We start from the raw sequence: 18176 nt of genomic DNA, 5'->3' as shown, positions 1-18176 counted from the left end.
CCGCGTTACTTTGCGCAGCGATACTCGTACTCATTCGCCTTGCGTCCAGGACGGTGTCACTAAGTCCCCCTTAGAAGTGCCGCTGGTCACGATCCGGGAACAGCATTTCGCAGAGGCTCGGAGCGTCATTAAGGCGACTTTTAGTTAAATGCGGATTAAGTTCGGGCAGATGTAGGGCAACTCGTTAACGCTGTGCCATTTTGAGAAAACACCCGCAGAATTACGGACTTAGGCGAGGCTGTTAACTATAATTCTCGGCCGGTTCAGCGTGATCAACAGACCTCTCCGGCCGCCTCTCTAGGCCATCCAACCAAGTCGTTTTCGTGGTCTTCAATACCCGGACGATAACGGGGAATCGTTGTGCGAGGCTGGTGCGTCCCGCCTCCCGCCTGCCGCCTCCTTGACCCCCTCCGTCGTGCCCTGACTGAAAGTTGATCGAGCTCGTCTGGAAAATGCCGCTGCGAGGAAATAGCTGCCTGAGCGGCACTTTTCAGCAGCCTCTGCGTGTGATACGGTGCCGTATCAACATCGCCTTGAACTGTGCCGGGCACGCAAACGGAGGCTGGCATGAGAGGGGTCGCGCGCGCCGGGTTTTTCGCCCTAGCGGGGTTGGTTCTGTTGACTGGATCTGCGGGGGCGCAGCCTGCCGCCAAGGCGGGTTGCACGGCATCGCCGACGGCCGCGGGCACGCAGACCTGGCGCTGCGACAACGGCATCACCATCGTCGCCGAAAGTGGTGCCCGATTTGAACTAAAGGACACCAACCGCGACGGACATATAGACTCCGTGGAGTTGAGCAGCAAAGCGCTGCTGGTCGAAGTGCCCAAAAAGCCCGGCGGCAATCCCTTCAAGGTGCTGACGCCGCAAGCGATCGCCGCGGTACGTGGCACCAGATGGGCGGTCGATGTCGCAGATGCAAAGACCTCCGTGTTCGTTGCCGATGGTCGTGTCGGCGTGACCCGCAGGGCTCGCGGACGCGGTGTCGTCTTGGGTCCCGGCGAAGGCGTCGATGTCGAGGCAACCGGTCCATTGATCGTCAAGACTTGGGGCCAGCCGCGCGTCGACGCACTGATGGCGAGACTGGGTCAGTAACACCCAGTCGATACGGCCTGCTCTGTCAGGCCCCGACAACAAAGAAGATTGAAGTACGACGTAATGAAGAGACGCGTTCAGATTTGGGGGGCACTCGTCCTCACCGCGCTATGGGGCGCGGGCATCTATATCGGCCACGCCAACGGTCACCTGCGTTTTCTCGATCGCCTCGAGGCGACACTGACGGATTGGCGAACCCAGGTCCGCGGCGTGCAGGTTCCGCCCGATCTCGTCACCATCGTCGCGATCGACGACACCGTGGTCAAGCGGGGTGGCAGCTATCCGCTGCCGCGCGCCGATCTCGCCCGCGTCGTCGATACCATCGTGCAGTTCAAGCCGAAGGTGGTCGCGATCGACCTGCTGCTGGTCGACCGCAGCGCCGCGATCGGCGACGCCACGCTGGCGAACACGCTCGCCACCGGTCCGATGGTGCTCGCCGCCGCGGCGATCTTCCCGAGCGCCAGCGAGACCGTGGAGCCGAGCAGCGACGGCCCCCTCGCCGTCCTGCCTCAGGCCGAGCGCTTCCTGCTGCCGCTTCCGGCTTTCTCAGACCACGCCGATGTCGGCGTCGTCAACGTCGCGACGGGGCAGTCAGGCTCGCCGCTCTCGGTGCCGATGCTGTTCCGGACGGCAGACAAGGTCGAGCTCTCGTTTCCATTGCGCGTCGCGAGCCGTGCGCTCGACAAGCCGCTGACGATCGCGCCGGATCACCTCATGCTGGGCGATCGCGCGGTGCCGACCGATACCGATTTCGCGCTGCCGATCACCTATTACGGCCCGCGCCGCACGATCCGCACCGTCAGCGCGCAGAGCATTTTCGACGGCACGCTCAATCGCGCGGCGATCGAGAATCGCATCGTCGTGATCGGCGCCGCGGTCGCCGGCGGCGGCGACTTCTACCCGACGCCATTCGATTCCCTGATGCCGGGCGTGGAGGTGGTCTCGACCGCGATCACGCACCTGGTCGCCGGCGATGGCATCGTGCGCGGCCGCAAGGTCCGCATCGCCGACGCGCTTACCGCGATCCTGCTGCCGATGCTGCTGGTCGGCCTGCTGGCCTGGCGGCGCAGTGCGCCCGGCCTCATGGTCGCGGCCGCGGTGATGATCGCCTGGGGCGGCCTTAATCTGTTCGCGTTCACGCATGGCGTCTGGCTGAATGCCGCAACCACGCTCGCTGCCGCCGTGCCGCCGGTCGTGGTGTTTGCCGGCATGCAGCTGTGGGTCGGCGGCCGCCGCACGCAATATTTCGCCGCCAAGAGCAGGTCGCTCGCGCAATTCCAGGCGCCCGCGGTGCAGGAGTGGCTGGCGCGCGATCCCGATTTCCTGTCCAGGCCCGTGCGGCAGGACGCAGCCGTGGTCTTCATCGATCTCTCCGGCTTCACGGCGTTCAGCGAAAAGATCGATCCGGACGAACTCCAGGATCTGCTCAGGACGTTTCACGCGCTGATCGACAAGGCCGCCGTCGATTGCGACGGTCTGATCACCGGCTTTCTCGGCGACGGCGCCATGATCCTGTTCGGCCTGCCCGGCGCCATGCCCGACGACGCGGCACGCGCGCTGAAATGCGCGATCAACCTGCACCGTGGTGTCGAAAGCTGGATCGCGGCGCTACCCCCTGCGATCGGCGGCCGGCTCGGCTTCAAGATCGGCGCGCATTTCGGTCCGATCGTCGCCTCTCGTCTCGGCGAAAGCCACCAGCACATCACGGCGACGGGCGACACCGTCAACGTCGCGAGCCGGCTGATGGAGGTCGCCGCACAGAACAAGGCGCGGCTCGCGCTGACCGATACGCTGCTGGATGCGGCCGACTTCCAGGGCGATCCCGACGGCGTTCTGACAGGCCCGCTGCTCACCCAGGTGCGCGGCCGCTCCGGCGTCGTAACCGTCTGGTTCTGGCGCGACCGGAACGGGCCGAGCCAGGCCGCCGCCAGGGCCGAGATGATCGACTAGCCGCAACTGCGCGCCTCATTCTCAGCTGTCGTCCCCGCGAAGGCGGGGACCCATAACCACAGGGAGAAATTTGGCGAACACTAGTAGTGAGCAGATGTCACCGCGGTACGGACACCTGCGTTCATCGAGAGATCACGCGGTATGGGTCCCCGCCTTCGCGGGGACGACAAACAACTACCGCGCTTCCGGGGGCGGCGAGCGATCCAGCACGTCGCCTTTGGCGCCTTCGAGCAGATCGATGCCGTAGGTCTCGACCACGAGCGGGCCGCGTTTGCGCTGCAATTGCGCGATCTGCGTCACCTTCGCAAAGCGGTCACCGAGGGCGGAGCCGTCCGCGCGCAGCTCGTCGACATAGAGCAGCTTGCCCGCGAGCAGCTTTGCATCGGGCTCGGGCATGTTGACCCAGCGGATACGCTGGTTCTGTTGCACCACACAGGTGCCGCGCGGCAGATAGAAGGCGAGCCAGCCGGTGGTGCCGTAGTCCGGCGCGAGGACGCAGGTCGCGCCGTTGCGCGCGCGCACGCTTTCGATCTCCGCAGCGAGCTCGCGCCAGCCGACGCCGACGCTGCGCACGGTCGCATCGCGGCGATAGCCCGACAACCAGCCGGTGTTGGCCTGCACGATCAGCGCTGCAAACATCACGATGCCCGCGGGCGCGGCCCAGCGCAGGCAAAACTCCACCAAGCGCCGCTGCCGCTGCTTCCACTGCACGAGGTTGGCGGCCGCGGCTGCTGCGACGACGAAGGGCGGGTAGACGGGCGCGAACCAGTTGGCCTCGACGCGGGCATGCAGCGAATGCCAGACGAAATAGGCGACGATGGTCCAGAACATGGTCTCAATCAGCACGCGCGAGGCGAGCGCGCCGGCCCGGCGCCAGGTCAGCGCGTGCAGCCCCATCGCGCCGAGGATGAAGACCAGCGGCGTTGCGAACGCGATCTGGGTCGGGATCAGCTCGGCGATGAAGACCGGGCGGAAGTCTTCGATCTTCGCACGCCCGAGCTGCTTTGCGAACGAGACCCATTGATGATCCGCATTCCACAGGATCACCGGCGAGAACAGCGCAAGCGCAACGAGCCCGCCGAGATACGGCCAAGGCGAAAGGAACCAGTGCCTGAGCTTCGGCACGGCAGCGAGCCAGATCAGGATCGCCAGCCCGAAGAACATCGCGGTGTATTTCGACAGCAGCGCAGCACCGACCGCCGCGCCGACCGCGAGCCACCAGCCGCCTCGGCCGGTCTCGAGCACTTTTGCGAGAAAGAACAGCACGAAGCTGGAGGCAACGAGCAGCGGCGCATCGGGCGTCACGATCAGCGTGCCGACCGAGGCCATCATCGTGACATTGAGCAGGATGGCGCTGGTCGCGGCCACGCGCGCGCCACCGAACAGGATCGCCGCGGAGCGATAGATCGCATAGCTCATCGGCAGCGCGAGCAGGATCGAGAACACGCGAACGCCGAGCTCGGTGTCGCCGGCGATCATGGTGCCGGCGCGGATCACATAGGCGACCATCGGCGGGTGGTCGTAATAACCGCCCGCCAGATTCTTCGACCACATCCAGTAATAGGCTTCGTCGAACGTGATCGGGGTGAACGCGGCCGCAACGAGCCGCAGCGCCACCAGCGCAAGGATCACCAGCGTCGTATTGCGGACGATCCGCGCGTCAGCCCCGCCCATCTGGCGCTATTTCTTGCGCCAGACGAACAGTCCGGACATCGCGTAGTTCCACACCACGCCCATCAGCGCACCGGCCATGCCGGCCAGCCACCAGATCGGCTCCTGGTCGTAGACCGAGAACGCGACGCCGACATTGGCGAGCAGGCCGACGCTGCACACGATGTAGAACGCGATCAGGCCGCGCAGCAGCGCAAAGCCCTTCAGCCGTTGATCGCGATAGGTGAGGAAGTTGTTGAGGACGAAATTGCTGGTCATGGCGACGACGGCGCCGGCGGCCTGCGCCTCCGCGAACGGCGCCTTCAGCAGCTGCAGCGCGATGAACAGCGTGGTGAGATGCACCACCAGGCCAATGCCGCCGACCATCGCGAACAGGATGAAGCGCAGCGAGACGGCATCGTTGGTGAACTTGGCCAGCACCAGACCGAGAAAATCCAGCGCGACCATGGAATCGAGCTTGCTCTCGCCGTGCTGGCGCTCGCCGAACGTGTAGGGAATTTCGACGGCGCGCAGACTGCCGTTTGCGCTGGCGACGAGATCGAGCAGGATCTTGAAGCCGTGCACCGACAATTTCGGCGCCAGTTGCTCGAAGCGATCGCGGCGGACCATGAAGAAGCCGCTCATGGGATCGGCGATCTCGACCCGCAGCGCCTTCCTGGCGAGTTCGGTCGCGAGCGCGCTGGCGCCGGCGCGCTGCTTGTTGAAACCCTCGCTCTTGTACCCCTCGATGTAGCGGCTGCCGACCACGAGGTCGGCCTGCCCGCTCGCGAGCAGCGACAGCATCTTCGGCAGTTGCGTCTCGTCATGCTGCAGGTCGGCGTCGATCACGGCCGCATGGGGCGCGCTGGAGGCGAGGATGCCCTCGATGCAGGCCCCCGACAGGCCGCGCCGGCCAATGCGACGGATGCAGCGGACGCGGCTATCGCGCTGCGCCAGCGCGCGCACGACGTCCCAGGTGCCGTCAGGCGAATTGTCGTCGACGAACACGACCTCCCAGGCGATGCCGGCAAGCACCGCCTCCAGCCGCCGGTACAGCACCGTGACGTTGTCGCGCTCGTTGAAGGTCGGGACCACGACCGACAATTGCGGCGACGGCGAAGATGCCTGATAGGTCTGCGGGTTATCGGTGCCCGGTCTGATCGCTTCATTCATGACGGCAGCGTATATCCGCCGCGTCCTGCGCTGCCAAGTTCTGCGATGCGAAGCCGGGTTTTCCGAGGGGGGGGAACGGCCCAAAAAGGGCCCTAAAATGCCAACGACCCCGGAACGGCGGACCGCGCGTACATCCGGCGCGAGCCCATGCTATTCCAAGGTCGTCCCAGCGCCGGAGTTTTCCGCTCAACGTCGCCGTTAGAAGCTAGATGGGGACGACAGAACCGCTTTTCAAGGGGCAAAGCCCCCCTTTTTTGGGGCCGCCGTTAGTTCGGGACTTCCTTGATCACCGGACCGCGCGGCACCGGTGCGGCAGGTGCCGCCGGCGCGGCAGCAGGAGCGGGCTCGACTTTCGCCGGCTTGACCGGCTTGCCGTACTGGCCGATCGGCCCGAAGACGACGGCGACCGCAAGCACGATCGCCGCGACGATCGCGCCCAAAATGCCACCCACCGACTCAGACGACATGGAAAACCATCCCTGTTCCAGAAGCTGCGGTGATATCATGGATGCGCGCGGGGCCGGAAGGGGGCGAATGGCGAGTAGCGAATAAGGCAACCGTGTTCATGCCCTATTCGCCACTCGCCATTCGCCACTCCCTACCTGGCCGGCGGCCTGTGCTTGACGAAGGCTATCACGACATCCTTCTGCGCCGACTCCACGGCCCTGTTCGCGGTCGCGAGATGAGCGCCGGCATCAATGAACGGGTATTGCGTGGTGAGATATTCCAGCAAGGCGACCCGGTAATATTGTCGTTCCGACGGACAGGCGCCGGCAACCGAGCGGCCAAAATCCTGTTCCGAGAGGCCCTGATTGCTGTCGCGCGAATATTCCCGCGCCAGGCAATGCCAGTAATCGTCGCGGCCCTGCATGGCGAGCTTCTGCGCCCCCTTCGCGTCGTCATCGTCAGCCATGACAGCTTGCGTCATGGCAGCAGATGTCATCATGACGAGCACAGCTCCCAGCATCAGCATCCGCATCTTGTTCTCCCTTATTGCAGATCCGGTCGCGAGCTTAGACGGGACACGGCAACTGGCCAATCAAATCTGGTTTGATTAGGATGGCGTCTCTCCCCTCCCCGACGATGCGAGATCCTCCGTGGCCAAAGCAAAAACCGCGTCCAAAAAATCCGGCAACATCTTCATCGGCATCGGCGGCTGGACCTTCGAGCCCTGGCGCGGCGTGTTCTATCCGGAGAAGCTGACGCAGGCGAAGGAGCTGTCCTACGCTGCCTCGAAGCTAACCTCGATCGAGATCAACGGCACCTATTACGGCTCGCAGAAGCCGGAGAGCTTTCGCAAATGGGCCGGCGAAGTGCCGGACGGATTCGTATTCTCGCTGAAGGGGCCGCGCTTTGCCACCAACCGGCGCGTGCTCGGCGAGGCGGCCGATTCAATCAAGCGGTTCTATGATTCCGGCGTGCTGGAGCTCCGCGACCGGCTCGGACCGGTGCTGTGGCAGTTCGCGCCGACCAAGAAATTCGACGGTGCCGATTTCGGCAAGTTCCTCGAGCTGTTGCCGCGCAAGCTCGAAGGGCGCGCGCTGCGCCATGTCGTCGAGGTCCGCCACGACAGTTTTTGCACGCCTGACTTCATCGCACTGATCCGCGAATTCGAGACGCCGGTGGTGTTCGCGGAGCACGGCAAGTATCCAGCCATCGCCGACGTCGCCAGCGATTTCGTCTATGCCCGGCTGCAAAAGGGCAATGACGAGATCAAGACCTGCTATCCGCCCAAGCAGCTCGATGCCTGGGCGGAGCGTCTTCAGACCTGGGCCGCGGGCGGTGAACCCGACGACCTGCCGAAGGTCGACAAGGCCAAGCCGAAGAAAGAGCCGCGCGACGTGTTCGCCTATGTCATTCACGAGGGCAAGGTCCGCGCACCGCACGGCGCCATGGAACTGATCGCGCGGGTGAGCTGAGGATGCGGCATGGCAAAGGCGAAGAAGCTCTTCACCATCGGTTATGAGCAGACGCCGCCCAAGGCGGTACTGGACGAACTGGAAGAAGCCGGCGTCAAGCTCGTGGTCGACGTGCGCGCGGTGACGTCATCGCGGCGGCCCGGCTTTTCCAAGAGGCAGCTTGCCGCAGGACTCGACGAACGCGGCATCGCCTATGTCCATCTCGCCGCGCTGGGCACGCCGAAGGAAGGCCGCCTCGCCGCGCGCAGCGGACAATACGACGTGCTGGAGAAGATCTATTCAAAGCACCTGAAGACACCGCAGGCGCGCGAAGAGATGGACGAGCTCTCGGCCCTGGTGAAGAAGGCCGGTCCCGTGTGCCTGCTCTGCTACGAGCGCGACCACACGCACTGCCACCGCCAGATGATCGCGGAGATCATCGAGGAGCGCGATGGGGTGACGGTGAGGAATCTGGCGGGACGGCAGGCGTAGCTCCGCTGTCATTCCGGGGTGTGCGCAGCACGAACCCGGAATCCATTCACCCACCACCGCCGTAGCCCGATGGATTCCGGGCTCAGCGCTTCGCGCTGCCCCGGAATGACGGAGGGAGAGCGTACTCTCACCCCTCCCCAGCCAGCCGGAACGTCCCTTCCATCATCTGCACGCAAGAACCGCCGACATGCGCCGAGACGATCTTGCCGTCCTGCATGCGCACTCGCGTCAGGAGCAGGCTCGGCCGGCCCATGTCGAAGCCCTGGCCGATGGTGAGCTTCAGCTCGCCGTCGCGTATGGGATCCAGATCGGCGAACAATGCGGCGGCCGCGACCGTCGCGCTGCCGGTGGCGGGGTCCTCGATCAGGCCGCTGGCGCCGGGGAAGAACATCCGCGCCTGCCGCACGCAAGGCGCCTCCGCGGGGGGCACGTCGCGGGTGTAGAAATAGACCGAGAACGCGCCGTCGCGCGGCAGCATCCGTGCAAACGCCGCGGCATCGGGCTTCGCCCGGCGAACGGCGTCGCGCGAGCGCACTTCCGCCACCACGAAAGGCGTTCCGACACTGACAATTTGCGGGGCATGACCATCAAGCACGATGTCGGCAGCGGTCAGAGAGATGCAGGCCGCGACCTCTTCGGCCGAGCACTGCGCGAGCCGCGAGAGCGGCTGCGGCGCCGTGAGTTCGGTGCTGACCACCCGTCCCTGTTCCCGAAAGATATCCACCGGCACGGGGCCCGCCTTCTCCTCGAACAACAACCGCGGCTTCGGCTCTCTCGCAAGCGTCCCCAGCACGAAGGCGGTGCCGACATTGGGATGGCCCGCGAAGGGCAGCTCCCTCACCGGTGTGAAGATGCGCACCTCGGCATCGTTCGCCTTGTCGCGCGGCGGCAGCACGAAGGTCGTCTCGGAATAGTTGAACTCGGTCGCGACCGCCTGCATCTGCTGCGTCGACAGCCCGGCGGCGTCGAGCACCACGGCGAGCTGGTTGCCGCCGAAGGCGCGATCGGTGAACACGTCGACGGTGATGTAGCGGCGCTGCATCGACACTTCCTCATGACAGTCGCGGCCGCGATCGGCCGCATCGCCGGCAATCTACAAGCCGGCGATATCGTCCGTCATGCCCCAAAATTCGGAGCAATCGGAGCAATGGAGGTCGGAACGTCGGACGCGAAGCCCGGCAATCAAATATATAAGCGTGCTCGTTTCGAAACGCGTCACCCCAACTGAAACACAGCCACTTTCTGCTCGTAGCCGCGCACCTCCACCTCGCCGAGCGCGACGGCATCCTTGCCGTCGTCGCCGAGCGCCTCGCGCACCGTCGCGGAGATCAGGAGCTGCGAGCCGAATTCCTTGTTCAGCGCCTCCAGGCGCGAAGCGAAGTTCACGGTGTCGCCGATGACCGTGTATTCCTTGCGCCGGGGCGAGCCGATATTGCCGGCGACGACCTCGCCGAAATGAATGCCGATGCCGATGCGCAGCGGCCAGCTCGTCTGGGCGTTGATGCGCTCCATCGCGGTCAGCATCTCGCGGCCGGCCGCGACCGCGCGATGCGCGGCGTCGGAGGCTTCCAGCGGCGCGCCGAACAGCGCGAGAAAGCCGTCGCCCAGAAACTTGTTCACGATGCCGCCCTCGCGGTCGAGGATGTCGACCAGGACGGCAAAGGCGCCGTCGAGCCGGTCCACCACTTCCTGCGGCGTGCGCGACTGCGCGCCCGCCGTGAAGCCGCGGAAATCGACGAACATCACGGCGACGCGGCGCAGGTCGCCGGCCGTGCTCGTCCCCGCCGCCATCAACCGCTCCACCACTTGCGGCGAGACGTGCTGGCCGAACAGATTGGTGACACGGTCGCGCGCGGTAGCGGCCGCGATGCTCGCGGCGAACTGCCGCCGCAGCTGCGCACCGACGGAGCCCGCGAGCACGCCGCAGATCAGGATGATGGTGCTGCGCACCGCGTGGAAATAGATCTGCGGCTCGCCCGCAGCGCTGGTGGGATCGTAGACCAGCGCAACGGCGAAGAGCTCAGCCGCGGCGACAAAACCGGTGAACGCAGACAGCCGGAAATCGAGCCGCAGCGTCGAGAGAATGACGAAGATGAAATAGACCAGCGGCACGACGAAGCCGAGCGCCTGGCTTGCTCCCATGTTGCGGATCTCGAGAAGCAGAATGATCGTCGGCACCGACGTCTCGATCAGCGCGCCGACATAGCGCCTGATCACCGGAAGATCGCGATCCAGCCTGAGGTTCTTCCGGATCTGGCTGTGCACCCAGGCCTCGAACAGGATGAAGCCGGTCAGGAGGCCATAGACTTCGGCGAGCCCGCTCGCCCCGCGCCAGACCCGGTTTACGATATCGGGGGCCACGAGGTAGATCGCGGTCAGAAAAAGAATGATGACGCCCCCCGTCGCGATCAGCGCCCGCACCCGCAACAGCTCGGTGCGCAGCACTTCCCGCGTCAGCTCGCGCTCGAAATCCTCCGACAAGACGGCATGCTGCCGGCTCTTCCTGCTCGCAAAGCTGACCATTCCGCCCCCTTCGATTCAGGGGCATCTTGCCTCAATCCAGCGTGCGGCGGAAGCGTGTCACGGCGACGGTCATGGCGACCAGCATCAGGGTCGCCAGCGCCAGCGTGTCGAAGTGCAAATTCTGCATGCTCGCGCCCTTGAGCATGATGGCGCGGACGATGCGCAGATAGTGCGTCAGCGGCAGGCACTCACCGACATATTGCGCCCAGGCGGGCATGCCGGCGAACGGAAACATGAAGCCGGAGAGCAGAATGCTCGGCAGGAAGAACATCATCGACATCTGCATCGCCTGGAGCTGGTTCTGCACCAGCGTCGAGATGGTGTAGCCGATCGAGAGGTTGGTGGTGATGAACAGCGTCGAGAGCAGCGCCAGCAGGAACAGGTTTCCGAACACGGGCACGCCGAACAGGACCACGCCGATGCCGATGATCAGGAAGGCCTGGAGGAAGCCGACCAGCACGTAGGGGATGATCTTGCCGAACATCACCTCGACCGGCCTGATCGGCATCGACAGCAGGCTCTCCATGGTGCCGCGCTCGACCTCGCGCGTGACCGAGAGCGCGGTGAAGATCAGCATGGTCATGGTGAGGATGGTGCCGACGAGGCCCGGCACGATGTTGAGGCTGGAGGACGCGGCCGGATTGTAGCGTGCATGGGCGCGGATCTCGAACGGCATCCCCGGGGGATCGCCGATATAGAGATCGTGCTGGAGCGCGGTCTGCACGACCATGCCGAGCGAGCCGATCGCGGCGCTCGCAGCGACCGGATCGGTGGCATCGGCCGCAACCAGCAGCGCCGGCCTGTCGCCGCGCCGCACCGCGCGCTCGAAGCCGCGCGGGATCTCGACGCCGAACAGCACCTTGCCAGATTTCAGCAGATTGTCGAAATCCTCGACGTCGTGCACCTCGTAAAGGAAGCGAAAATAGGCGGTGTTCTCCATCGCCTTCAGCACCGAGCGGGCGAGATCGCTATCCTCCTGCAACAAGACCGCGCTGGGCAGATTGTGGGGCGTGGTGTTGATGGCATAGCCGAACAGCAGGAGCTGCATCACCGGCAGCATCACGATCATCGCGAACGAGACGCGGTCGCGCTTGAGCTGGATGAATTCCTTGATCAGCATCGCATAGGAACGCCGCAGGAAGCCGAAGCGCTCGCGGAGTTCATGCACCGGGGCCGGTTGATCGACGGCGCTCATTGAAAATTGTCCTTGGAGCGGCCCATCAGCTCGATGAACACGTCTTCAAGCGATGGCGGCGACTTCTGCCAGTGCAGGCTGCTGCGCTCGCGCCACGGCGCGATGCTGGATTCGAGCGCGGCGACGTCGCGGCCGGAGACGTGCAGCGAGGTCCCGAACGGCGCCACCATGTCCACGCCGGGCTTGCCGGCAAGCGCGGCCGTGAGCTCGTTGAGGTTTTCGCCCGTCACGGTGTAGGTCGAGAGCGCCGACTTCGCGATCACCTCTTCTACCGTACCGTGCGCAAGCAGATGGCCGTAGGCGATATAGGCGATCTCGTGGCAACGCTCTGCTTCATCCATGTAATGGGTGGAGACCAGCACGGTGAGACCGTCGGCCGCGAGCGCGTGGATCTCGTTCCAGAAATCGCGCCGCGCCTTGGGGTCGACGCCGGCGGTGGGCTCGTCGAGCAGCAGCAATTTCGGGCTGGGCAGCGTGCAGGCCCCCAGCGCCAGCCGTTGCTTCCAGCCGCCGGAGAGCTCGCCCGCAAGCTGCTCCTCGCGGCCCGACAATCCGAGCCGCTTGATCATCTCGCGCGCAGCGCCGCGCGCATCGCGCAGGCCATAGAGCCGCGCGACGAATTCCAGATTCTCGCGGACCGAGAGGTCCTGGTAGAGGCTGAAGCGCTGGGTCATGTAACCGACCTGCCGCTTGATCTTTTCGGAGTCCTTCAGGATGTCGAAGCCGAGGCAGGTGCCCTCGCCGCTGTCGGGCGTGAGCAGACCACAGAGGATGCGGATGGTCGTGGTCTTGCCCGAGCCGTTGGGGCCGAGGAAGCCGTAGATCGAGCCGCGCTTCACCTGCATCGACAGATCGTGCACGACCTCGCGGCCACCGAACGACTTGGTCAGGCCCTTGACGTCGATCGCGATGCCGCTCTCGCCGCTCATCGCTTGTCCGCCACCGGGGTTTTGGGATTGAGATAGACGTCGATCGGCTGGCCCACGCGCAGCGCATCGGGCCGCGACGGCCGCGCCTGGATGAGATAGACGAGCTTGTTGCGCTCATCGAGACTGTAGATCACCGGCGGGGTGTATTCAGCCGATGTCGCGATGAAATAGACCTTTGCGGTGAGATCGGCCGCGCAATTGTCGCAGGCGACGCGCACCGTGTCGCCGATCGCAAGCTTCGGCAGTTCGGTCTCCGGCACGAAGAAGCGCAGCTTCATGTTGCCCGGCGGCATGATCGAGAGCACCGGCCGCTGCGCCGCCACCATCTCGCCCTCGCGGAAATAGATCTGCTGGATTGTGCCGGCGACGGGCGCGAAGCCCCTGCGCCGCGCCAGTCGCGTCTCCGACGTCGCCACCCGCGCTTCCGCCACGCGCAGGGCCGACACGGCGGAGTCGAGATTGGCCTGGGTGCCCGAGCCGGTCTTGCTCAGCGAAGCGGCGCGGTCATAGGTCTGCTGCGCGTTCGCCAGCGTCGCCTTGTTCTGGTTGAGATCGGCGAGCTGGAGATCGTCGTCGACGGAATAGATGGCATCGCCGACCTTGACCTGGTCACCCTCGCGAACTCCAAGCTTCGTCACCCGGCCGGCTTCGTCCGGACTGACGAAGATCATGTCGGCCTCGACCCAGCCCTGGAAGCCGGGATCGCGCTTCTCCTTGCAACCGGCAAGGCCGATGGCGAGCGCGGCGGTCAGTGCAAGTCTGAAAATTTTCTGCGACGACCTCATGTCGCCCTCCGTTCGCCAAAAATCAAATCGAGATGGACGCGCAGCATGTCCTGCGCGTCGAGCGGCGCGTGCCGCGCGAAAAGGCTCTGCCAGATCACCGCGATCATCGCGGGTGCGACCAGGATCTGCGGGTAGCGCGCGAGGTTCTTCTCGCGGATCTCGCCGCGGGCAATGCCGAGCTCGATCAGCGCGCGCATGGCGGCGATCCCACGTGAGACGACTTCGCGGTAATAGAAATCGGCGATCGAGGGAAAGCGCGGCCCCTCCGCCACGATCAGACGGACGAGATCGCCGCGCCTGGTGCCGATCACCTCCTTGAGGAAGTTGCCGGCGAAGGCCTCGATCAGGTCGCGCACCGAGCCGGTCGGCGGCGGCAGCGCAGTCAGCCGCGCCACCACCGGCACGATCACAGTCCGCACCAGCTCCTCGAACATCGATTCCTTGTCCTTGAAGTGCAGGTAGATCGTGCCCTTGGCGACGCCAGCCCGCTTTGCGATGTCGTCGAGCCGGGTCGCGGCAAAGCCGCGCGCGATGAACTCCTCCATCGCCGCGTCCACGATCGCCGCGCGCCGCTCGGCCGCGCGCGTGGCGCGGTTCGAGGCTGGGGCCGCCTCGCCGGCCGCGGGCGAGGTCCTTGCCCTCGCTCCAGATGACGTGACGGCGCTGGACGGCTTTTTGGTCATTTATAATATATGACTGACTGGTCAGTCATGGTCAAATAGATGTGGATGATGGGACGGAGGAGCGGCAACAAATTAGTATTGACTAATGCATTAGCTCTTACTAATTTATTTCCATGATCGAAGCCACCCCCAATCCCGTCACCACCGTGATGCGCGCCCTCGCTGATCCGACCCGCCGGGCCGTGTTCGAGCGCGTGTTCGAGAGCAAGGAGATCAGCGTCGCCGAGCTGACGCGCGGCAGCGGCGTCACCCAGGGCGCGATCTCGCAGCACCTGAAGTCCCTCAAGCAGGCCGGCCTCGTTGCCGAGCGCGCCGAGGGCCGCAACGTCTACTACCGCGCCGCGCCGCAAGGACTCGAGCCGCTGGTCACCTGGATGGACCATTACGGCGTGTTCTGGCGCGAGCGCTTCCAGAACCTGCGTGACCTCTTGAAGGAGATCGATCCGTGAGTGCGCCCGAGTTGAAAGCTGAAACAAGGGACATCGTCATCGACGAGGTCTTCCCTCACCCGCCCGAGGCAATCTGGAAGGCGCTGACCAGCGCCCAGTTGATCGCGCGCTGGCTGATGCCGCCGACCGGTTTCGAGGCCGTCGAAGGCAACATTTTCACCTACCAGACCACGCCGGGCGGCAACTGGGACGGCGTCATTCATTGCCGGGTTCTCGAGGTCGTCCCGAACCGCCGCCTCGTCTACGCATGGAAAGGCGGCGACGCGCGCAACACCGGCTATGGCGCGCCGCTCGACACCGTCGTCACCTGGTCCCTCACACCGGTCGAAGCCGGCACGCGGATCCGCCTGGTTCATGCGGGCTTCGTCCTGCCCAGGAACGAGTCGGCCTACACGGGCATGAGCGGAGGCTGGAAGAAGGTCGTCCACCAACTCGACAACATCAGCAGCGAAGAAAAGTAAGGCGTCATCGCGATGGACAAGCCCTATGCCGGCGGCTGCGCCTGCGGCGCGATCCGCTATTCGATTCCGGGTGAGCCGGTGTTCAGCAATCACTGCCAGTGCCGGGACTGCCAGCGGGACAGCGGCAGCGGCCACGGCTCGTACGCCACTTTCGCGCGCGCCGGCGTCACGGTGACCGGCGAGGCGAAGCACTGGGACATGGTCGGCGACAGCGGCAATGTGAAGACGCGGAGCTTCTGCCCCCAGTGCGGCTTGCCCGTTTACATGACATTCGCGGCGATGCCCGACATCTTCACCATCCGCGCCGCAAGCCTCGACGAGCCCGCCCGCTACAAGCCGCAGGTGGTGACTTACGCCGCGCGCGGATATGGCTGGGATCACCTCGATCCCAGTCTGCCGAAGTTCGCAGGCATGCCGCCGGCGCGAGATCCGGCGCGCTGAGACGGTCGACGTCAGATGCATGCCCGGATGTACGGTCGGTTGATCTCCCACAGCTCATCCAGCAGGCCGCGTGCGGCCTGCTCGGAATGGATGACAGGGTCGAGCAGCAACGCTTGCAGCGCCATTTCCTTCGATGCGTGCATCGCCGCTTCCACGGCCATCTGCTGGACCTGAACCTGGACCGTCATCAGCTTGGCCACTCCGTCGGGCAGCGGCCCGAGCGAGACAGGGTGGATGCCCGCGATATCTGCCACCACCGGCACTTCGACCGCAGCATCGGCCGGCAGGTTCGGGATCACGTACCGATTGTGAATGACGGCGGACTCGATGAGTTGCTTACGGTTATGAACCATGGCGACTATGATGCTGATCGCGCGCTCTCCTGAGGGCACCGACCACCAGTCCGGCGCCTCGGTCCGGCCTGCGAGCACGTCATCGATCAATCGGGTCAGCTTCGTGCGTTCACTCTCGTCCCAGTCGTAATCGTAGCCGCCCTCGCCGGCCTCCCATCCGAACGAGAGATACTCGCCGACGTGACTGTCGCCACAGCCGAGCCAGTAGCCGAAGGCATGCAACAATTTGCGCGTCAGGGGGCAGAAGGTGGGATCGAAATCTCTCTCCTTCTCACGCAACAGCGGATAGAGGTCCTCGCCCGTCTCACGATCTCGAATTTCGCTCAAGCACTGGAAGTGATTGAGGCCTGCCCCCCACACATCCACCCGGTCTTCCGGCATTCCCAAAATTCGGGCGACATTGCCGCGAGCAAGAAATATTCCGTGGCAGAGGCCGAGGTTGCGAATCCTGCTGTACAGGCCGAGCGCCAGGATGATGCGACTTTCCGGATTGGAGAAGTTGATGAAGGTCGCGCGCGGGCAGCGGAGCTCCATTTCTCGCACGAAGTCGAAGACCACCGGCAAGGTGCGCAGTGTGAAGAAAAGACCGCCGGGTCCGCCGTTCTCACCTAGCGTGTGATGGATGCCAAACTTGCGTGGAATCTCGAAATCGAGCCGCCACAACCGATTGCGATCGATCGCGGTGGAATGCACGACGAACTCGGCACCGTCGAGCGCCGCGCGCCAATCCGTCGTCGCCTCGATCTCAAACCCGGCGCCGGATTTCGCGTTGAGCAGTTTCGCGAGCCGCGTCGACCGGTCGAGCCGGTCGACATTTCGTCCGACCAGCACCAATGTGGAACCGGCCAGATCGTGGGTCGAGAACAGGTCCCGGAACATGCTCATCCCGAAGGATGCGCTGCTCGCGCCAAGAAAGACGATCTTCGTTGGCTTGGCCATACTCTGCTCCCCGCCGGAGATTAGCCGAAGTCGAGCACCATGCGGCCGTCGATCTTGCCGGCCTTCATCCGCTCGAAGACGTCGTTGATCTGCTCCAGCGGCACCTTCGTCACCTCGGCCTTGACCTTGCCGTCGGCGGCGAAGGCGATGGCTTCATCAAGATCGCGCCTTGTGCCGACGATGGAGCCGCGCACGGTGATGCGCTTGAGCACGACGTCGAAGATCGGCGTCGGGAATTCGCCCGGCGGCAGGCCGACGAGGCTGACGGTGCCCTTCCGGCGCACCATCTTCAGCGCCTGCGCGAAGGCGGCGGTCGAGACCGCCGTCACCAGCACGCCGTGGGCCCCGCCCCCGGTCGCCGCCAGCACCTTGTCGACGGCATCGGCCTCGAGCGCATTGACCGCGAGATCGGCGCCGGTCTCGCGCGCGAGCCTGAGCTTGTCCTCGGCGATATCGACGGCGACGACCTTGAGACCCATTGCCTTGGCGTATTGAATCGCGACATGACCGAGCCCGCCGACGCCCGAGATCACGACCCATTCGCCGGGCCGCGCATCCGTCTCCTTCAGACCCTTGTAGGTGGTGACGCCGGCGCAGAGGATCGGCGCGATGGCGGCAAAATCGACCGTCGCGGGCAGCTTTGCGGCGAAGGCGGCCGAAGCGATGACATATTCGGCGAAACCGCCGTTCACGCTGTAACCGGTGTTGTGCTGGTGCTCGCACAGCGTCTCCCAGCCGGTCTCGCAATATTCGCAGGACATGCAGGCATCGTGCAGCCAGGCGACGCCGACGGCATCGCCGACCTTCAGATTTTTCACGCCGGGCCCGAGCGCGGCGACGATGCCGGCCACTTCATGGCCGGGGATGAAGGGCGGTACCGGCTTCACCGGCCAGTCGCCGGAGGCGGCGTGCAGATCGGTGTGGCAGACGCCGCAAGCCTTCACCTTGACCAGCACCTCGCCGGGACCCGGCTGCGGCACCGGCACGTCCTCGATCACCAGCGGCTTGCCGAATTGTCTGACGATAGCGGCTTTCATGGTCGGCATCTGTCTGCTCCATTGCAATATGTGGAGCAGACTAGCCCGGCCCGACGGCTCACCCTTGATTGGAGTCAAACCGCACAAAGTTTCCGCAGCGCCCGTGCGATCGTGACAACGCGATGA

The 18176-nt window shown here is 64.9% G+C and carries 19 protein-coding genes; 7 read left to right on the top strand and 12 right to left on the bottom strand.

Annotation, left to right across the window (positions count from 1 at the left end; translation table 11 throughout):
• Positions 1–567 precede the first annotated feature (567 nt).
• Positions 568–1092: a FecR domain-containing protein gene (locus tag F8237_RS28125; RefSeq protein WP_162006249.1), complete on the top strand. Its 525-nt coding sequence runs from the start codon at positions 568–570 to the stop codon at positions 1090–1092.
• Positions 1093–1155: 63 nt separating this feature from the next.
• A complete protein-coding gene (locus tag F8237_RS28120; RefSeq protein WP_151649451.1) occupies positions 1156–3042 on the top strand; it encodes a CHASE2 domain-containing protein in 1887 nt (628 codons plus the stop codon).
• Positions 3043–3216: 174 nt separating this feature from the next.
• Here F8237_RS28120 and F8237_RS28115 read toward each other — a convergent pair whose 3' ends face one another.
• The 4 genes from F8237_RS28115 to F8237_RS28100 all read right to left on the bottom strand — a co-directional run bounded on the left by F8237_RS28115 (position 3217) and on the right by F8237_RS28100 (position 6844).
• A complete protein-coding gene (locus F8237_RS28115) occupies positions 3217–4716 on the bottom strand; it encodes a glycosyltransferase family 39 protein (protein ID WP_151649450.1) in 1500 nt (499 codons plus the stop codon).
• Between the two features lie 6 nt (positions 4717–4722).
• On the bottom strand, positions 4723–5865 hold the full coding sequence (locus F8237_RS28110; protein ID WP_151649449.1) for a glycosyltransferase: 1143 nt from the start codon (positions 5863–5865) through the stop codon (positions 4723–4725).
• A gap of 266 nt (positions 5866–6131) precedes the next feature.
• Positions 6132–6332 (bottom strand): hypothetical protein, encoded by a 201-nt coding sequence (locus F8237_RS28105; protein ID WP_151649448.1) that lies wholly within the window; start codon positions 6330–6332, stop codon positions 6132–6134.
• Positions 6333–6463: 131 nt separating this feature from the next.
• The gene (locus F8237_RS28100) at positions 6464–6844 is read right to left on the bottom strand and encodes a hypothetical protein (protein WP_151649447.1); all 381 of its coding nucleotides are present in this window, start codon (positions 6842–6844) and stop codon (positions 6464–6466) included.
• A 118-nt stretch (positions 6845–6962) separates the two neighbouring features.
• Between F8237_RS28100 and F8237_RS28095 the strand changes: the two genes are divergently transcribed.
• Positions 6963–7784, top strand: a complete 822-nt coding sequence (locus tag F8237_RS28095) for a DUF72 domain-containing protein (RefSeq protein ID WP_151649446.1) — start codon at positions 6963–6965, stop codon at positions 7782–7784.
• Between the two features lie 9 nt (positions 7785–7793).
• Positions 7794–8255, top strand: a complete 462-nt coding sequence (locus F8237_RS28090) for a DUF488 domain-containing protein (RefSeq protein ID WP_151649445.1) — start codon at positions 7794–7796, stop codon at positions 8253–8255.
• Between the two features lie 127 nt (positions 8256–8382).
• Here F8237_RS28090 and F8237_RS28085 read toward each other — a convergent pair whose 3' ends face one another.
• The 6 genes from F8237_RS28085 to F8237_RS28060 all read right to left on the bottom strand — a co-directional run bounded on the left by F8237_RS28085 (position 8383) and on the right by F8237_RS28060 (position 14370).
• Complete coding sequence (locus F8237_RS28085) at positions 8383–9297, bottom strand: PhzF family phenazine biosynthesis protein (RefSeq protein ID WP_151649444.1); 915 nt, start codon at positions 9295–9297, stop codon at positions 8383–8385.
• 173 nt (positions 9298–9470) lie between these two features.
• Positions 9471–10778, bottom strand: a complete 1308-nt coding sequence (locus tag F8237_RS28080; protein ID WP_151649443.1) for an adenylate/guanylate cyclase domain-containing protein — start codon at positions 10776–10778, stop codon at positions 9471–9473.
• 31 nt (positions 10779–10809) lie between these two features.
• Entirely contained in the window at positions 10810–11973 is a 1164-nt protein-coding gene (locus F8237_RS28075; protein ID WP_151649442.1) for an ABC transporter permease, read from the bottom strand.
• Positions 11970–12902 carry an ABC transporter ATP-binding protein gene (locus F8237_RS28070; RefSeq protein WP_151649441.1) on the bottom strand — a complete coding sequence of 311 codons (933 nt, stop codon included), beginning with the start codon at positions 12900–12902 and terminating at the stop codon, positions 11970–11972. The genes F8237_RS28075 and F8237_RS28070 overlap by 4 nt, the downstream gene beginning before the upstream one ends.
• Positions 12899–13687: an HlyD family secretion protein gene (locus F8237_RS28065; RefSeq protein ID WP_151649440.1), complete on the bottom strand. Its 789-nt coding sequence runs from the start codon at positions 13685–13687 to the stop codon at positions 12899–12901. The genes F8237_RS28070 and F8237_RS28065 overlap by 4 nt, the downstream gene beginning before the upstream one ends.
• A complete protein-coding gene (locus F8237_RS28060; RefSeq protein WP_151649439.1) occupies positions 13684–14370 on the bottom strand; it encodes a TetR/AcrR family transcriptional regulator in 687 nt (228 codons plus the stop codon). The genes F8237_RS28065 and F8237_RS28060 overlap by 4 nt, the downstream gene beginning before the upstream one ends.
• A 113-nt stretch (positions 14371–14483) precedes the next feature.
• On the opposite strand from F8237_RS28060, the gene F8237_RS28055 reads away from it, so the two are divergent.
• Genes F8237_RS28055 through F8237_RS28045 form a run of 3 tightly spaced genes read left to right on the top strand, consistent with a single transcriptional unit; the run spans position 14484 to position 15721 of the window.
• Positions 14484–14819, top strand: coding sequence for an ArsR/SmtB family transcription factor (locus tag F8237_RS28055; protein ID WP_014494205.1), 336 nt, complete (start codon positions 14484–14486; stop codon positions 14817–14819).
• Complete coding sequence (locus F8237_RS28050) at positions 14816–15280, top strand: SRPBCC family protein (protein WP_151649438.1); 465 nt, start codon at positions 14816–14818, stop codon at positions 15278–15280. The genes F8237_RS28055 and F8237_RS28050 overlap by 4 nt, the downstream gene beginning before the upstream one ends.
• A gap of 12 nt (positions 15281–15292) precedes the next feature.
• Positions 15293–15721 (top strand): GFA family protein, encoded by a 429-nt coding sequence (locus F8237_RS28045; protein ID WP_151649437.1) that lies wholly within the window; start codon positions 15293–15295, stop codon positions 15719–15721.
• Between the two features lie 11 nt (positions 15722–15732).
• Here F8237_RS28045 and F8237_RS28040 read toward each other — a convergent pair whose 3' ends face one another.
• Positions 15733–17013, bottom strand: a complete 1281-nt coding sequence (locus F8237_RS28040) for a family 4 glycosyl hydrolase (protein WP_151649436.1) — start codon at positions 17011–17013, stop codon at positions 15733–15735.
• A gap of 20 nt (positions 17014–17033) precedes the next feature.
• Entirely contained in the window at positions 17034–18059 is a 1026-nt protein-coding gene (adhP, locus tag F8237_RS28035; protein ID WP_151649435.1) for an alcohol dehydrogenase AdhP, read from the bottom strand.
• Between the last annotated feature and the right edge of the window lie 117 nt (positions 18060–18176).

The sequence above is a fragment of the Bradyrhizobium betae genome, assembly GCF_008932115.1.
Classification (GTDB): domain Bacteria; phylum Pseudomonadota; class Alphaproteobacteria; order Rhizobiales; family Xanthobacteraceae; genus Bradyrhizobium; species Bradyrhizobium betae.
Note: the sequence above shows the minus strand (reverse complement) of the source record. Positions and strands in the feature narration are given on the sequence as shown.

Coding starts and splice junctions, on each gene's coding strand:
- F8237_RS28055 (WP_014494205.1), top strand. CDS start 14,484: ATGATCGAAGCCACCCCCAATCCCGTCACCACCGTGATGCGCGCCCTC.
- F8237_RS28040 (WP_151649436.1), bottom strand. CDS start 17,013: ATGGCCAAGCCAACGAAGATCGTCTTTCTTGGCGCGAGCAGCGCATCC.
- F8237_RS28060 (WP_151649439.1), bottom strand. CDS start 14,370: ATGACCAAAAAGCCGTCCAGCGCCGTCACGTCATCTGGAGCGAGGGCA.
- F8237_RS28120 (WP_151649451.1), top strand. CDS start 1,156: ATGAAGAGACGCGTTCAGATTTGGGGGGCACTCGTCCTCACCGCGCTA.
- F8237_RS28125 (WP_162006249.1), top strand. CDS start 568: ATGAGAGGGGTCGCGCGCGCCGGGTTTTTCGCCCTAGCGGGGTTGGTT.
- F8237_RS28115 (WP_151649450.1), bottom strand. CDS start 4,716: ATGGGCGGGGCTGACGCGCGGATCGTCCGCAATACGACGCTGGTGATC.
- F8237_RS28090 (WP_151649445.1), top strand. CDS start 7,794: ATGGCAAAGGCGAAGAAGCTCTTCACCATCGGTTATGAGCAGACGCCG.
- F8237_RS28045 (WP_151649437.1), top strand. CDS start 15,293: ATGGACAAGCCCTATGCCGGCGGCTGCGCCTGCGGCGCGATCCGCTAT.
- F8237_RS28070 (WP_151649441.1), bottom strand. CDS start 12,902: ATGAGCGGCGAGAGCGGCATCGCGATCGACGTCAAGGGCCTGACCAAG.
- adhP (WP_151649435.1), bottom strand. CDS start 18,059: ATGCCGACCATGAAAGCCGCTATCGTCAGACAATTCGGCAAGCCGCTG.
- F8237_RS28065 (WP_151649440.1), bottom strand. CDS start 13,687: ATGAGGTCGTCGCAGAAAATTTTCAGACTTGCACTGACCGCCGCGCTC.
- F8237_RS28075 (WP_151649442.1), bottom strand. CDS start 11,973: ATGAGCGCCGTCGATCAACCGGCCCCGGTGCATGAACTCCGCGAGCGC.
- F8237_RS28100 (WP_151649447.1), bottom strand. CDS start 6,844: ATGCGGATGCTGATGCTGGGAGCTGTGCTCGTCATGATGACATCTGCT.
- F8237_RS28085 (WP_151649444.1), bottom strand. CDS start 9,297: ATGCAGCGCCGCTACATCACCGTCGACGTGTTCACCGATCGCGCCTTC.
- F8237_RS28105 (WP_151649448.1), bottom strand. CDS start 6,332: ATGTCGTCTGAGTCGGTGGGTGGCATTTTGGGCGCGATCGTCGCGGCG.
- F8237_RS28080 (WP_151649443.1), bottom strand. CDS start 10,778: ATGGTCAGCTTTGCGAGCAGGAAGAGCCGGCAGCATGCCGTCTTGTCG.
- F8237_RS28110 (WP_151649449.1), bottom strand. CDS start 5,865: ATGAATGAAGCGATCAGACCGGGCACCGATAACCCGCAGACCTATCAG.